12 protein-coding genes are annotated in these 15,073 nt (G+C 66.5%); 3 read left to right on the top strand and 9 right to left on the bottom strand.

The window, feature by feature from the left end:
• Position 1 precedes the first annotated feature (1 nt).
• The 3 genes from zwf to pgl are packed head-to-tail and all read left to right on the top strand — an operon-like array spanning position 2 to position 3,194.
• Positions 2–1,546: a glucose-6-phosphate dehydrogenase gene (zwf, locus tag ACH49N_RS03550; protein ID WP_159922647.1), complete on the top strand. Its 1,545-nt coding sequence runs from the start codon at positions 2–4 to the stop codon at positions 1,544–1,546.
• Positions 1,547–2,458 (top strand): glucose-6-phosphate dehydrogenase assembly protein OpcA, encoded by a 912-nt coding sequence (opcA, locus tag ACH49N_RS03545; protein ID WP_358273971.1) that lies wholly within the window; start codon positions 1,547–1,549, stop codon positions 2,456–2,458.
• On the top strand, positions 2,451–3,194 hold the full coding sequence (pgl, locus tag ACH49N_RS03540; protein ID WP_358273969.1) for a 6-phosphogluconolactonase: 744 nt from the start codon (positions 2,451–2,453) through the stop codon (positions 3,192–3,194). The genes opcA and pgl overlap by 8 nt, the downstream gene beginning before the upstream one ends.
• Positions 3,195–3,518: 324 nt before the next feature.
• Here the strand turns inward: pgl and ppc are convergent, their stop codons facing one another.
• From ppc to uvrC, 9 genes are all read right to left on the bottom strand, one after another.
• Positions 3,519–6,275, bottom strand: a complete 2,757-nt coding sequence (gene ppc, locus ACH49N_RS03535) for a phosphoenolpyruvate carboxylase (protein WP_358273967.1) — start codon at positions 6,273–6,275, stop codon at positions 3,519–3,521.
• Between the two features lie 91 nt (positions 6,276–6,366).
• Positions 6,367–6,600: a preprotein translocase subunit SecG gene (gene secG / locus ACH49N_RS03530; RefSeq protein WP_109330234.1), complete on the bottom strand. Its 234-nt coding sequence runs from the start codon at positions 6,598–6,600 to the stop codon at positions 6,367–6,369.
• A gap of 125 nt (positions 6,601–6,725) precedes the next feature.
• Positions 6,726–7,511 (bottom strand): triose-phosphate isomerase, encoded by a 786-nt coding sequence (gene tpiA, locus ACH49N_RS03525; protein WP_109330236.1) that lies wholly within the window; start codon positions 7,509–7,511, stop codon positions 6,726–6,728.
• Entirely contained in the window at positions 7,511–8,722 is a 1,212-nt protein-coding gene (locus ACH49N_RS03520; protein WP_250773380.1) for a phosphoglycerate kinase, read from the bottom strand. Before ACH49N_RS03520 ends, tpiA begins: the two co-directional genes overlap by 1 nt.
• Positions 8,723–8,739: 17 nt before the next feature.
• A complete protein-coding gene (gene gap / locus ACH49N_RS03515) occupies positions 8,740–9,759 on the bottom strand; it encodes a type I glyceraldehyde-3-phosphate dehydrogenase (protein WP_109330240.1) in 1,020 nt (339 codons plus the stop codon).
• A gap of 188 nt (positions 9,760–9,947) precedes the next feature.
• A complete protein-coding gene (gene whiA, locus ACH49N_RS03510) occupies positions 9,948–10,925 on the bottom strand; it encodes a DNA-binding protein WhiA (protein ID WP_201453625.1) in 978 nt (325 codons plus the stop codon).
• Positions 10,922–11,947, bottom strand: a complete 1,026-nt coding sequence (gene yvcK, locus ACH49N_RS03505; RefSeq protein WP_159922657.1) for a uridine diphosphate-N-acetylglucosamine-binding protein YvcK — start codon at positions 11,945–11,947, stop codon at positions 10,922–10,924. The genes whiA and yvcK overlap by 4 nt, the downstream gene beginning before the upstream one ends.
• Positions 11,944–12,810 (bottom strand): RNase adapter RapZ, encoded by an 867-nt coding sequence (rapZ, locus tag ACH49N_RS03500; RefSeq protein WP_358270722.1) that lies wholly within the window; start codon positions 12,808–12,810, stop codon positions 11,944–11,946. Before rapZ ends, yvcK begins: the two co-directional genes overlap by 4 nt.
• A gap of 44 nt (positions 12,811–12,854) precedes the next feature.
• Positions 12,855–15,062 (bottom strand): excinuclease ABC subunit UvrC, encoded by a 2,208-nt coding sequence (gene uvrC, locus ACH49N_RS03495; protein ID WP_358270037.1) that lies wholly within the window; start codon positions 15,060–15,062, stop codon positions 12,855–12,857.
• Positions 15,063–15,073 lie beyond the last annotated feature (11 nt).

Genomic DNA, 15,073 nt, shown 5'->3' with positions numbered 1-15,073 from the left:
CGTGAGGGTGCCCGCAGCGTCAGACGATTGGGTCAATCCGCTCCGCGACGGTAGGGACAAGCGCCTACCGCGCATCGCCGGGCCGTGTGCGCTGGTGATCTTCGGTGTCACCGGCGACCTCGCACGGCGCAAGCTGATGCCGGCCGTCTACGACTTGGCCAATCGTGGTCTCCTCCCCCCCGGCTTCGCCCTCGTCGGGTTCGCCCGGAGGGACTGGGACGACCAGGATTTCGGCAAGGTCGTGCACGACGCGGTGCGCGAGCATTCGCGCACCCCGTTCCGGGAAGATGTGTGGGATCGGCTGTCGGAGGGCCTGCGGTTCGTGCAAGGCTCCTTCGACGACCCGGCATCGTTCTCGCAGCTTGCGTCCACCCTCGACACACTCGACCGCGAACGTGGGTCCGGCGGCAATCACGGGTTCTACCTCGCGATTCCGCCGGCCGCGTTCCCGGTGGTTCTCAAACAGTTGTCGGAAGCCGGGCTCGCACAGTCCGACGACGGCCAGTGGAAACGAGTAGTCATCGAGAAGCCGTTCGGCCACGATCTCGACAGCGCTCGCGAGCTCAACGCGGTCGTGAACCAGGTCTTCCCCGAGGACACCGTCTTCCGGATCGATCACTACCTGGGCAAGGAAACCGTTCAGAACATCCTGGCACTGCGATTCGCCAACCAATTGTTCGATCCGATCTGGAACGCCCACTATGTGGACCACGTCCAGATCACGATGGCCGAGGACATCGGTCTCGGTGGACGGGCCGGCTACTACGACGGAATCGGGGCGGCGCGCGACGTCATCCAGAACCATCTCCTTCAACTCCTCGCCTTCACCGCGATGGAGGAGCCGATCAGTTTCGAACCGTCCGAACTGCAGGCGGAGAAGATCAAGGTTCTTTCAGCAACCCGGCTCGCGGAGCCGCTTGACGAAACTACCGCCCGCGGCCAGTACGCCGGCGGCTGGCAGGGCGGGCTTCCGGTGGTCGGTCTGCTGGAGGAGGAGGGCTTCGCTACCGACTCCACTACCGAGACCTTCGCCGCGATCACGCTCGAGGTCGATACCCGGCGGTGGGCGGGAGTGCCCTTCTATCTGCGAACCGGAAAGCGACTGGGCAGGCGGGTCACCGAGATCGCCGTCGTGTTCAAGCGTGCACCGCACCTCCCTTTCGACCAGACGATGACGGAGGAACTCGGCCAGAATGCTCTCGTCATCCGGGTGCAGCCGGACGAGGGTGTGACCATGAGATTCGGGTCCAAGGTTCCCGGGTCGAGCATGGAAGTCCGGGACGTCAACATGGACTTCAGTTACGGGCAGGCCTTCACCGAGTCGTCTCCGGAAGCGTACGAACGTCTCATTCTCGACATGTTGCTCGGTGAGCCGTCGCTCTTCCCCGTCAATGCGGAGGTCGAGCTGTCGTGGGAGATCCTCGATCCGGTACTCGCGCACTGGGCCGCGGAGGGCAAACCGGAACCCTACGAGGCCGGAACGTGGGGCCCACACTCGGCGGACGAGATGATGCGCCGCACCGGCCGCGAATGGAGAAGGCCGTAGATGATCATCGACATTCCCTCGACTACCACCGGCCAGGTCAACAAGAAGCTGGTCGAGCTACGTAAGACCGGCGGTGCTGTCACGCTCGGCCGCGTGCTCACCCTCGTGGTGTGCACGCGCGACAGCGACAACTCCGAGGACATCATCGATGCAGCCAACGAGGCGAGCCGGGAACATCCCTGCCGTGTGATCGTCGTTGCCCGCGGTGAGCGGGAAGCGGCGCCGCGGTTGGACGCGCAGATCCGTGTCGGTGGCGACGCCGGCGCATCCGAGGTCGTCGTGCTCCGACTCTTCGGCGAATTGGCCGACCACGAAAGCAGCGTGGTGGTCCCCTTCCTCCTGCCGGACACACCTGTGGTCGTCTGGTGGCCCGAGATCGCTCCGGCCGTTCCTGCACAGGACCCCGTGGGCAGGCTTGCGATCCGCCGCATCACCGACGCCACAGGCCGCGACGATCCGACGGCGGAAATCAAGGGCCGGCTCACGTCGTACACGTCCGGTGACTCAGATCTCGCGTGGAGTCGCATCACGTACTGGCGCGCGCTGCTCGCGTCCGCAGTCGATCAGCCGCCGCATTCGGCGATCACCTCCGCAGTGGTGTCGGGTCTGGTGGACGAACCCGCTGTCGATCTGATCGCCGGGTGGCTGGCGAGCCGGGTCGACATGCCGGTGAGTCGCAGGACCGGACCGCTGTTCGTGGAATTGAGCTTTGCCGACGGCGGATCGCTGACCATCAGTCGTCCTCAAACGGGAACGACCGCAACACTGTCGCGGACCGGGAAACCGGACGCGCTGGTGGCCCTGGGCCGACGGGCAACGCGTGACTGCCTGGCGGAGGAACTGCGCCGACTCGATGCCGACGAGGTCTACGAAGCCGCATTGTCCGGCCTGACGAAGGTGACGTATGAGTGACATTCACGTAGAGATCCATCCCGACACGGACACGCTGGTGGCTGCGGCCGCCCGGCGTTTCGTCGACACGGTCGTCGCCGCCCAGAAATCTCGTGGGTCGGCGTCGGTGGTTCTGACCGGTGGCGGTACCGGGATCGGGATGCTCGAGGAGGTGCGGAAGAATCCCGGTGACATCGACTGGCATGAACTCGACATCTATTGGGGAGACGAACGATTTCTGCCCACCGGTGATCCGGAACGCAACGACGTGCAGGCGCGGGCCGCGCTCCTCGACCACGTCGATGTCGACCCCGACCGGGTCCACACGATGCCCGTGTCCGACGGTATCTACACCGACGACCCGGAGGCAGCTGCGGTCGCCTACGCGCAGGTATTGGGTGCGCACGCCGACGGCAAGCAGGTTCCGGTGTTCGATATCCATCTCCTCGGCATGGGCGGCGAGGGTCACGTCAACTCCCTCTTCCCCGACACCGACGCGGTACGTGAAGAACACCGATTCGTCGTTGCGGTGACCGACTCCCCCAAGCCGCCGCCCGTCCGCATCACCCTTACCCTTCCCGCTGTGCGACACGCCGACGAAGTCTGGCTGGTCGTGTCCGGGGAAGCCAAAGCCGAGGCGGTGGCCGCCGCCGTCGCGGGCGCACCCCCGGTGGAGATACCCGCCTCCGGTGCGCGGGGACTGACCGCCACACGTTGGCTGCTCGATTCTTCTGCCGCATCCCGACTGCCGAGCTGATCCACTCACAGGTGGGGGTCCTCGTCGTCCTCGGCAGGCAACGTCGCCGAGGGACGAGGGCCCTTCTCCGCCTCGATCCGCGTCACGTGGCATGCGGTACTGATCCGGCCGCCGCGGTGCGCGCTCGATCGGCCCGTCCCCCTCTGTCCGAAGCCCCCTCGCCAGTGCTGAGGTTCCCCCGCGCAGCGCCCCATCCTGTAACCCCATTCCGCCTCGAGAGGGTCACGGTCTGTCCCGTTTCGACCCCTTTCCCCGTTTGACGCAGTGGGCCGACAATCGGTTCCCCCGGACCGAAAGTCGCGTGGCGGCGTCGGTGCAGGACAGCTAACCGCTGTTCCGGAGCGCGGTGGCCAGCCCGTTCATCGTGAGCTGGATACCGCGGCGGGTCTGGTCGCTGTCGTCGCCGGCGCGGTATCGGCGCAACAACTCCACCTGAAGGTGGTTCAGTGGTTCGAGGTACGGAAAGCGATTGTGCACCGACCGTTCGAGCCCCGGGTTGTCGGCGAACAACGTGTCGTTTCCGGTGATCGTCTTGTACATCCGGATGGTGCGTTCGTGCTCCTCGGTGATCATCCCGAACACCCGTTGTCGCAGCCCCTCGTCGGGAACCAACTCCGAATAGCGTGCCGCCAGACCCATGTCGGATTTGGACATCACCATCGCCAGGTTGGACAGGACCGTGCGGAAGAAGGGCCACGTGTCATAGAGCCGTGACAGGGTGACAACCTTCTCGGGGTCGCCGGCGGTCCACTGCTCGAACGCGGAGCCGGTGCCGTACCACCCTGGCAGCATCACCCGCGACTGGCTCCAGGACAGCACCCAGGGGATCGCGCGCAGGTCGGCGATCGACGTCGTCTGCTTCCGGGACGCGGGCCGGCTGCCGATGTTGAGTGCCCCGATCTCCGCGACGGGCGTCGACATCTCGAAGTACTGAACGAATCCTGGTGTGTCATGGACGAGTTCGCTGTACGCACGGCGCGCGAGTGCGGCGAGTTCGTCGAGGACGCGATAGGCGGGTTCGGCGGCGGCGCCGAGTCCCTCCACGTCGAGCAGGGTGGCCTCGAGGGTTGCCGCGAGAAGGGTTTCGAGGTTGCGTTGCGCGAGCCGGGGTTCCGCGTACTTGGCGGCGATCACCTCGCCCTGCTCGGTGATGCGCAGCGAGCCTGCGACGGCTCCCGGCGGTTGTGCGAGGATCGCCTCGTAGCTGGGTCCGCCGCCACGCCCGACGGTGCCACCGCGACCGTGGAAGAGGCGCAATCGTATTCCCGTTTTCCGGGCCGCCTCCACCAGGTCGAGCTCGGCCCGGTACAGCGCCCAGTTCGCAGCGAGATACCCGCCGTCCTTGTTGGAGTCGGAGTATCCGAGCATCACTTCCTGCGAGTCGCCCCTCGACGCCACGAGGGCCCGGTAGAGCGGAATCGCGAGGGTCGCCTCGAGCGTGGATGCGCCGTGCTGGAGGTCCTCGATCGTCTCGAAGAGCGGCACGATCCCCACCGGACACGACGGGTTCTCCCCCGGCCCGGGATCGAACAGCCCCACTTCCTTGAGCAGGATCGCCGCCTCGAGCATGTCGCTGACCGAGGTACACATACTGATGATGTAGTTGGGCACCGCTCCGGACCCGAGCGTCCGCACCGCCTCGGCCCCGGCCTCGAGGATGGCGAGCTCCTTGGTGGTCAGTTCGCTGAACTCCGCCTTCGCTGCCGTCAGTGGGCGCCTCGTGGAGAGCTCCGCGGTGAGCAAGTCGACCCGTTCGTCCTCGGACAGCGACGTGTAGTCGGGATGCACCCCCGCCCAGGCGAGCAGCTCGGCGACCACCGTTTCGTGCACCTCCGAGTTCTGGCGCATGTCGAGGCCCGAGAGATGGAACCCGAACACGTCCACCGATTCGCGGAGTCGGGCGAGGCCGTCGTCGGCGATCGTGCCGTCGCCGCCGCGGCGCAGGGACTCGTCGACCACATCGAGTTCGTGGAGCATTTCCGGCGGTGAGTTGTAGGGCGCGAGCCCGAGGTCGAGGGCGTACGCGGGCATCTCCCCGAGGATACGGAGCGCGGTGGCGGTCAGGCGGCCGCGGATCCCGCGGACCGCACGCCGGTACGGCTCGTCGGCACGGAACGGTGAGTCGTCCTGCGAGGCCGCTGCCAGAAGATCGAGGCCGGGAGTGACCGTTACCAGGCGGGCAGACATCGACAGTTCCCGTTCGAGCGTCGCCAGTTCGCACAGATGATGCTCGACGGCGGTTGCGGCGGCGCGGCTCGTCGCCTGCCTTACGACGTCCGCGGTGACGTTGGGATTGCCGTCCCGGTCGCCACCGATCCACGACCCCGGCCGGAGAATGGGTTCCCGCCCGAGATCGGTGTCGGGCCATCGGACTTGGAGGGCGTTGCGGAGTTCGGCATTGATCGCGGGCACGACCTCGAAGAGCGCGGCGTCGTAGTAACGCAGCCCGACTTCGATCTCGTCCTGAATACGCAAGCGGGACAGCCGGATCAGTGCGGTCTGCCACAGGGTAAGGATTTGGCGCCGAAGCCGCACATCGACGTCGGCGATCTCCGACTCGGTGAGCGCGGTCCGCTCCCGGAACCGCATCAACTCAGTGATCCGCGTCTGGGTGTCGAACACCGTCCGTCGACGCGTTTCGGTGGGGTGGGCAGTGATCACCGGTGAGACGAGCGCCCCACGTAGGGCTGTCGCGACCACTTCTCGGTCGAGGTCGGCGGCATCGAGCTTCGCGAACGTGGCCGCGAGAGTGCTGTCGGGAGCTGGTTCGCCCGCTGCCACGTGCACAGCCCGGCGGCGTTCCCGGTGAATGTCCTCGGCGAGATTTGCCAGAAGAGCGAAATGGCTGAAGGCGCGGATGACGGGGAGGGTGTCCCCGGTGGCGACGTGCGTGAACATGTCGGCCAGTTCGGCGCGGTCGATTTCCGAACGCCGAACACGGAACGATTCGACCCGGGCCTTCTCCACGAGATCGAAGATGTCGTCGCCGGCCTGTTCGCGGACGATCTGACCGAGAATGCCGCCGAGCAGCCGAATGTCTTCGCGGAGTGGTTCGGTGGCTTCACGGGGGGTTTCGGTCATGCACCCAGTATCAACTGCCACTGCGGGGTCCGCACGATGAAGCTGCGGGGTCCGCACGATGAAACGGCGGGGTCCGCGTGGGGAAGGTTGATCAGCCGAACTTGATCTCCAGGCCGATGCCGATGATCGAGATCAACCAGATCAGACCGGTGAAGACGGTGAGGCGGTCGAGGTTCTTCTCGACCACGGTGGAACCGGACAGGCTCGACTGGACGCCGCCGCCGAAGAGGCTGGACAACCCGCCGCCCTTACCGCGGTGCAGGAGCACCAACAGAATCAGCAGCAAGCTGGTGGCAACCAGCAAGATATCCAGGAACAGTTCCATGTCTGTCTACGTCCACCCATCGAGTAGCAACAACTACGACCTCGTACACCCTACAGGCGCTTCGCGCTCGTGCGCCTTTCTGGTAGCCGTGGCTACCAGAAAGGCGCACGAGCGCCGGAGGCGCCTCAGGGCAGGGGGCCGCCGGCAGCGATCGCCGACAGCGTCGCGAACTCGTCGGCCTTGAGTGAAGCGCCGCCCACGAGGGCGCCGTCCACGTCGGACTGCCCGACGATCTCGCCGACGTTCTTGGCGTTGACGCTTCCGCCGTAGAGCACACGGACCGTGGAGGCCACCGCAGGGGTGGCCAGTTCGCCGAGGGCGGCACGGACCGCAGCACACACTTCCTGCGCGTCCGACGCACTGGCGACCCGGCCGGTGCCGATGGCCCACACCGGCTCGTATGCAATGACGACCTTCGCGACGTCTTCGGCGGACAGCCCGGCGAGCGAACCCCGCAACTGTTCGACGTTGTACGCCACGTGCTCGCCGGCCTCACGAATGTTGAGACCCTCACCGATGCAGACGATCGGGGTGAGTCCGTTCTTCAGTGCTGCCTTGGTCTTGGCCAGCACGGTGTCGTTGTCCTCACCGTGCAGGGTCCGACGCTCGGAGTGTCCGACGACGACGAACGTGCACCCCAGCTTGGCCAGCATGGAACCGCTGATCTCGCCGGTGAAGGCACCCGAGTCGTGCGCCGACACGTCCTGCGCCCCGTAGGTGAGCAGGAGCTTGTCACCCTCGACGAGAGTTTGGACACTGCGGATGTCGGTGAACGGTGGGAGCACCGTCACGTCGACCTTGTCGAAATATTTGTCCGGCAGCGAGAAGGCAATCTTCTGAACCAGCGCGATGGCCTCGAAATGGTTCAGATTCATCTTCCAGTTGCCGGCGATCAGCGGCTTGCGCGCCATCAGCCCTCCAGAACCGAGATGCCGGGCAGGTCCTTGCCCTCGAGGTATTCGAGGGAGGCTCCACCACCAGTCGAGATATGCGAGAAGCCGTCCTCGGGGAGATCCAGCTGACGCACCGCGGCCGCGGAGTCGCCGCCACCGACGACGCTGAAGGCGCCCTTGCCGGTGGCCTCGATGATGGCCTCGGCAACACCCTTGGTGCCCGCCGAGAACTTCTCGAACTCGAACACACCCATCGGGCCGTTCCAGAACACCGTCTTCGCGCTGGTGAGGATCGCCGCGAATCGGCGCACCGACTGCGGTCCGATGTCGAGGCCCATCCAGCCGTCCGGGATCTCGAGTACCGACACGGTCTTGGACTCGGCATCCGCCGAGAAGGAGTCCGCGATCACCACGTCCTGCGGGATGTGAATGACGTCGGCGTACCGGTCGAGTAGCCCCTTGCAGGTCTCGATCATCGACTCCTCGCACAGCGAGTTGCCGACCGAGACGCCTTGCGCGGCCAGGAACGTGTAGAACATGCCGCCACCGATGACGAGGGTGTCGACCTTGGGGGCCAGTGCCTCGATCACCGCGAGCTTGTCCGACACCTTCGACCCGCCGAGCACCACCGCGTACGGCCGTTCGGCGTCCTGGGTCAGCTTGCCGAGAACCTCGACCTCCGCGGCGACGAGTGTGCCCGCGTAATGCGGAAGCAACTTGGCCACGTCGTAGACGGACGCCTGCGCGCGATGGACGACACCGAAGCCGTCGGAGACGAAAGCACCGTCGTCTCCGACAAGCTCGACGAGCGCCTCGGCGAGCTTGGTGCGCTCCGCCTCGTCCTTGCTCGTCTCGCGCGCGTCGAAGCGGATGTTCTCGAGCAGGAGCACGTCGCCGTCCGTGAGACCCTCGGAGCGGGCCAGAGCGTCCTGGCCGACGACGTCCCCGGCGAGCTGGACGTTGCGGCCGAGTACCTCCGCCAGCTTCACTGCCACGGGTGCGAGCGAGAACTTGGGATCGGGTGTGCCGTCGGGACGGCCCAGGTGGGCGGTGACGATGACCTTGGCCCCGGCTTCCGCCAACGCCTTCAACGTGGGGGCGGACGCGATGATGCGGCCGGGATCGGTGATCTTGTCACCGTCGAGCGGAACGTTGAGGTCGGAGCGCACCAGCACGGTGCGACCCTCCACCCCAGCGTTCAGCAGATCCTGGAGAGTCTGAACTGCCACTGTTATTTGACCTTTGCTCAGAGAGACTTGGCGACGAGACCGATGAGGTCGGCCAGGCGGTTGGAGTAGCCCCACTCGTTGTCGTACCAGGACACGACCTTCGCCTGATCCTCGATGACCTTGGTGAGTCCCGAATCGAAGATGGAGGAGTGCGGATCGGTGACGATGTCGGAGGACACGATCGGCGCGTCGGTGTACTTGAGGATGCCCTTGAGCGGTCCCTCGGCCGCAGCCTTCATCGCGGCGTTGATGTCCTCGACGCTCGCCGACTTCTTCAGGTTTGCGGTGAGGTCGGTGACCGAACCCGTGGGGATCGGCACGCGCAGCGCGTAGCCGTCCAGCTTGCCGAGGAGCTGCGGAAGCACGAGGCCGATCGCCTTGGCCGCACCGGTACCGGTGGGAACCACGTTGAGAGCGGCGGCGCGGGCCCGACGCAGGTCGCTGTGCGGGCCGTCCTGCAGGTTCTGGTCCTGGGTGTAGGCGTGAACCGTGGTCATGAGCCCCTTGACGATGCCGAACTCGTCGTCGAGCACCTTGGCGATGGGCCCGAGGCAGTTGGTGGTGCACGAGGCGTTGGAGATGATGTTCTGGCTGCCGTCGTACTTGTCGTCGTTGACGCCCATCACGATGGTGATGTCCTCGCCCTTTGCCGGGGCGGAGATGATGACCTTCTTGGCGCCCGCGTCGAGGTGACCCTTCGCCTTCGCGGCGTCGGTGAAGATACCGGTGGACTCGACGACGACGTCGACGCCCAGGTCACCCCACGGAAGTGCCGCGGGGCCTTCCTTGATCGCGAGAGCCTTGATCTTCTGGCTTCCGACCACGATCGTGTCTTCGCCCTCGAGCGAGACGTCGTGCGGAAGACGACCCAGGATGGAGTCGTACTTCAGGAGATGCGCGAGCGTTGCGTTGTCCGTGAGGTCGTTGACCGCCACAATCTCGATGTCGGTGGTTCCGAGCGCCTTCTGCGCATCCACCGCCCTGAAGAAGTTACGCCCGATACGGCCGAAACCGTTTACGCCTACCCGGACAGTCACAATCTGCTCCTTTGCGCATGATTCTGGTGTACAGCTCTGCTGCCCCGCACCACTCGAATCCACGTGTGCATGGCCGGGCGCGAGGGTCCATCGGTCGATGTGTTTCTTACCCTAGTGCTCAGGATCGCCCGGCGCGCACTCCACCCACGCCCAGCACAGTCCCGCACTCGGGCATGCGGGCCGGACAGCTACGCGTCGTCGAGAAGGTCTGCGGTGACGGCCGACTCGGTGTCGGGGATCCCGGTTTCCTTGGCTTTGCGGTCCGCCATGGACAAAAGACGCCGAATCCGCCCTGCGACAGCGTCCTTCGTCATCGGCGGGTCGGCGAGCTGGCCGAGCTCTTCCAGCGACGCCTGACGGTGCTCGACGCGCAGATGCCCGGCCGCCGCCAGGTGGTCCGGCACCTCGTCGCCCAAAATCTGGAGTGCCCGTTCGACGCGGGCTGCGGCTGCCACTGCCGCACGGGCGGAGCGCCGCAGGTTCGCGTCGTCGAAGTTGGCCAGCCGGTTGGCGGTGGCCCGAACCTCACGGCGCATCCGGCGTTCTTCCCACACGAGGCGGGTGTCCTGCGCCCCCATCCGCGTGAGCAGAGCCCCGATGGCCTCGCCGTCGCGAATGACGACACGGTCGGTGCCGCGGACTTCTCGTGCTTTCGCCGAGATCCCGAGCCGGCGAGCAGCGCCGACGAGCGCGAGCGCGGCCTCCGGACCGGGGCAGCTGACTTCGAGTGCCGAGGATCGTCCCGGTTCGGTGAGCGAGCCGTGCGCGAGGAACGCACCTCGCCACGCCGCCTCCGCATCGGCGACACTGCCGCCGACGACCTGGGCCGGCAGACCGCGCACCGGACGTCCCCGCAGGTCGAGGAGCCCGGTTTGACGGGCGAGGGCCTCACCTTCCTTCGCGACACGCACGATGTACCGCGACGACTTTCGGAGTCCTCCGGCGCTGAGGACATGGACGTCGGCGCTGTAGGTGAACAGGTCGAAAATTTCCCGGCGCAGTCGCCGAGCCGTGGAGCCGAGGTCGACTTCGGCCTCCACCACCACACGGCCACCGACGATGTGCAATCCCCCGGCGAACCGCAGCAGCGACGAAACCTCGGCCTTCCGGCAACTCACATGAGTGACGACGAGACGACTGAGTTCGTCTTTGACCTCTGCTGTCATTGCCACGAAGCGCTCTCCCTTTCCTCTGGTGTCTCGGCCACAACGCTCCCCCGAGACCCCGGGTCGGGGCCGCTCCAGAGCTGTTCGAGAACGGACGCAAGTTTGCCTGCATGGTGCGTGTGGGTGCCGTGTTCCGACACGTCGGCGTAGACGACGCGGGCCCGGAACTGCTCCGCGGCGCGGTCGAGATGCTCGCGTTCCCGGCCCGGGGGGACGGACGCGGAATCGACGACCACGAAGTCGACGGTGAGCCCCGGTGCGTGCCGGGACAGCACGTGTAAGTGCCGTTCCGTGGAGAAACCTGCGGTCTCACCGGGCTCCGGTGCGAGGTTGAGCACCAGCACCTTCCGGGCGACGGTCGCGATCAGGGTGTCGAGAAGTTCGGGTACCAGGACGTGCGGGATGACACTGGAAAACCACGATCCCGGACCGAGGACCACCATGTCGGCGGCCTCGATCGCTCGCACCGCGTCGGGACATGCCGGTGGGTTCGCGGGCAGCAACCGAACGCGCCGCACCTTGCCCGGGGTGGTCGCGACCGCGACCTGCCCGCGGATGCAGCGGCTGACTCGCGGGTCGGCCTCGAGGCCTTGCACGTCGGCTTCGATATCGAGTGCGATCGGCGACATCGGCAGCACCCGGCCGTCGATGCGGAGCAACCGGGCGAGTTCGTCCAAAGCGGCAACGGGGTCGCCGAGGACTTCGGTCAGGCCGGCCAGCATGAGATTTCCCACCGAATGCCCGGCCAGAGCGCCGATACCCCCGAACCGGTGCTGGATGGTATCCGTCCAGTCCTGCACGTCCGGGTCGTCCGCAGCGAGCGCCGCCAGCGCCATCCGAAGATCTCCGGGCGGGATGACGCCCAGTTCCGCGCGCAGGCGACCCGACGAACCCCCGTCGTCCGCGACGGTGACGACGGCAGTGACGTTCCGGCTGAGCCGGCGCGCCGCACTCAGCGTGGCGAAAAGCCCATGACCTCCACCGAGCGCGACCACTGCGGGGTAGGCGTGCTCCGCCGTCATTCGCGCCCCAGATCACGGTGAACGACACGCACGCCGAGACCGGAGTCGTTTCCGAGCCGGCCTGCCAAGGCCTCGGACATCGCGACACTGCGATGCTTACCGCCGGTGCAACCCACCGCGATGGTCATGTAACGCTTCCCCTCCCGACGATATCCCGCGATCGTCAGATCCAGCAGATGGTGATAGGTGGTCAGATAGTCGTCCGCGCTGTCCTGCGACAACACGTAGTCCCGCACGTCCGGGCTCTGTCCCGTGTGCGGGCGCAGTTCGGGGATCCAGTGCGGATTGGGAAGGAACCGGACGTCGCAGACCAGGTCCGCGTCCATCGGAAGACCGTACTTGAAACCGAACGACTGGACCGTCACCTGCATCGTGCGGTGCTCGGCGTCCCCAAAGGCGTCTTCGATCTTCTGCCTCAGCTGGTGCGCGGCGAGGGACGAGGTGTCGATCACCAGATCCGCGGCGGCCTTGACCTTGGCGAGTTGGTCGCGCTCGGCGGCGATGCCCTCGGACAGGGTGCCCTGGGCGCCGCCCCCGGACAGCGGATGACTTCGCCGCACCTGCTCGAAGCGGCGCACCAACACCTCGTCGGACGCATCGAGGTACAGCACCCGGGTGTGCACCGGCTTGCACTCCAGCTCGGTGAGAACCCAGCCGAGGTCTCCGGTGAACAGCCTGCTCCGCACGTCGATGACCACCGCGAGGCGTTCGAGTCGCGAATCGGATTCCAGACTCAGATCCACCATGCGGGAGATCAGTTCCGGTGGCAGATTGTCGGCGACGTACCACCCGAGGTCTTCGAGAACCTTCGCGGCGGTTTGCAGTCCCGCCCCCGAAAGCCCGGTGACGAGAAGGAAGTCCATCGGCCGAACCGTGGGTGGACGGTCGCTCTGCGCGTGCTGATCGTTCACTCGACACCTGTCCGTTGCGAAGCGTGTAGCCCTACTGTGTCGCGCTGTGCCGGCGGCTCCTGCTCTGCGGCCGGGTCCTGCTGTGCTGCCAAGTCGTGCCGGATGTCTGCGCCGTTCTCTTCTGTGCTGCCGGTTCCATTGCGATCGGGTTCATCATCCCCCACTCCCGCCACCGCCGCAGACGGTTCCCCGGCCCCGAGGGCGCTGAGGACGGCCTTCGCCGTGGTCGTGCCGATCCCGGGCACCGCCGTGATCTCCTCGACAGTGGCCTGCTTGAGGCGGGCGACGGAGCCGAAATGGGTGACCAGCGCCTTGCGGCGGGTATCGCCGAGACCGCGTACGGAGTCGAGCGCCGATGCCGTCATCCGCCGCGAGCGCTTGCTGCGGTGGAAGGTGATGGCGAACCGGTGCGCTTCGTCCCGCACCCGCTGCAGGAGGTACAGGGACTCACTGGTCCGGGGCAGGATCACCGGATCCTCCTCCCCGGGTACCCAGACCTCTTCGAGTCGCTTGGCGAGCCCGATCACCGCGACATCGGTGATCCCGAGTTCTTCGAGAACGGCGGATGCGGCCGCCACCTGCGGCGCACCCCCGTCCACCACGAAAAGGTTCGGCGGGTACGCAAACCGTCGCGGACGCCCGGTCTGAGGGTCGATCGCCGCCTCGGGTGCGAGATCGCCGCCTGCGGAGCCTTCCCCCGCCGCCTCGGCCTCCGCCCTCAGCACACCGACGTCGCGGTTGTGCCGCAGGAAACGCCTGCGGGTGACCTCGCCGATACTCGCGACGTCGTCGGAGCGGCCGTCGCCGGCGGCCTCCTTGATCGCGTAGTGGCGGTAGTCGGACTTGCGGGGCAAGCCGTCCTCGAAGACGACGAGTGATGCCACGACGTCCGTGCCCTGCACGTGGCTGATGTCGACACACTCGATGCGCAGGGGGGCGGAATCCAGATCGAGAGCCTCCTGGATGCCCTGCAGTGCAGCCGACCGGGAGGTGAAGTCACCAGCGCGTCGCAGCTTGTGTTGCGCCAGCGCCTCCTGCGCATTGCGCTGCACCGTCTCGGCGAGGGCCTTCTTGTCGCCGCGCTGCGGCACTCGCACCCGGACTCCTGATCCGCGCAACCCGCTCAGCCACTCCTGCACCTGCTCGGTGTCGTGTGGCAGTACCGGGACGAGCACCTCTCGCGGGACGCCGTTGCTTTCGCTCTCGCCGTCGGCGCCGCCCGCCAACGCTGCCTGCTCGCCGTAGAACTGAGTGAGGAACTGCTCGACGAGAAGCGGTAGGTCCGAACCCGCCTCGGAATCGACCGTTGCCCAGTCGATGACGTCTCCGGCTTTCTCGACCACCCAGCCGCGCTGCCCGCGGACCCGGCCACCGCGCACGTGGAACACCTGGACCGCCGCTTCGAGTTCGTCGGTCGCGAAGGCGACGAGGTCGGCATCGGTGCCGTCGCCGAGCACCACCGCCTGCTTCTCGAGTGCCCGCCGTAGCGCGCCGACGTCGTCACGCAGCCGCGCCGCCAACTCGAAGTCCAGCTCTTCCGACGCCTTCTGCATGCGTGCCTCGAGCTCGCGGACCAGCTTGTCGGTGCGGCCGGACAGGAAGTCGCAGAAGTCCTCCACGATCTGCCGGTGTTCCGCCGCCGACACGCGCCCCACACAGGGCGCCGAGCACTTGTCGATATAGCCGAGCAGACAGGGCCTGCCGATCTGGTTGTGCCGCTTGAACACTCCGGCCGAACATGTCCGGGCCGGGAACACGCGCAGCAGCAGATCCAGGGTCTCGCGGATAGCCCAGGCGTGGGAGTAGGGACCGAAATACCGCACCCCCTTACGACGCGGACCGCGGTAGACGAACAACCGCGGGAACTCCTCGTTCAACGTGACCGCGAGCACCGGGTAGGTCTTGTCGTCACGGTACCGGACGTTGAACCGCGGATCGAACTCCTTGATCCAGTTGTATTCGAGCTGGAGTGCCTCCACCTCGGTGCTCACCACGGTCCACTCGACGCTGCCCGCAGTGGTGACCATCTGACGGGTACGCGGATGCAGCGTCGTGACGTCGGCGAAATAGGAGTTCAACCGCGAACGAAGACTCTTCGCCTTCCCCACGTAGATGACCCGGCCGTGCGGATCGCGGAACTTGTATACCCCCGGCGCCACCGGAATCGTTCCGGTCGCGGGGCGATATGTCGAAGGATCGGGCACCCCTCCACGTT

This window comes from Rhodococcus sp. NPDC019647, assembly GCF_044389235.1.
Taxonomy (GTDB): Bacteria; Actinomycetota; Actinomycetes; order Mycobacteriales; family Mycobacteriaceae; genus Rhodococcus_F; species Rhodococcus_F oxybenzonivorans.
The sequence above is the reverse complement of the archived record's forward strand: the minus strand, read 5'-3'. Positions and strand labels throughout refer to the sequence as shown.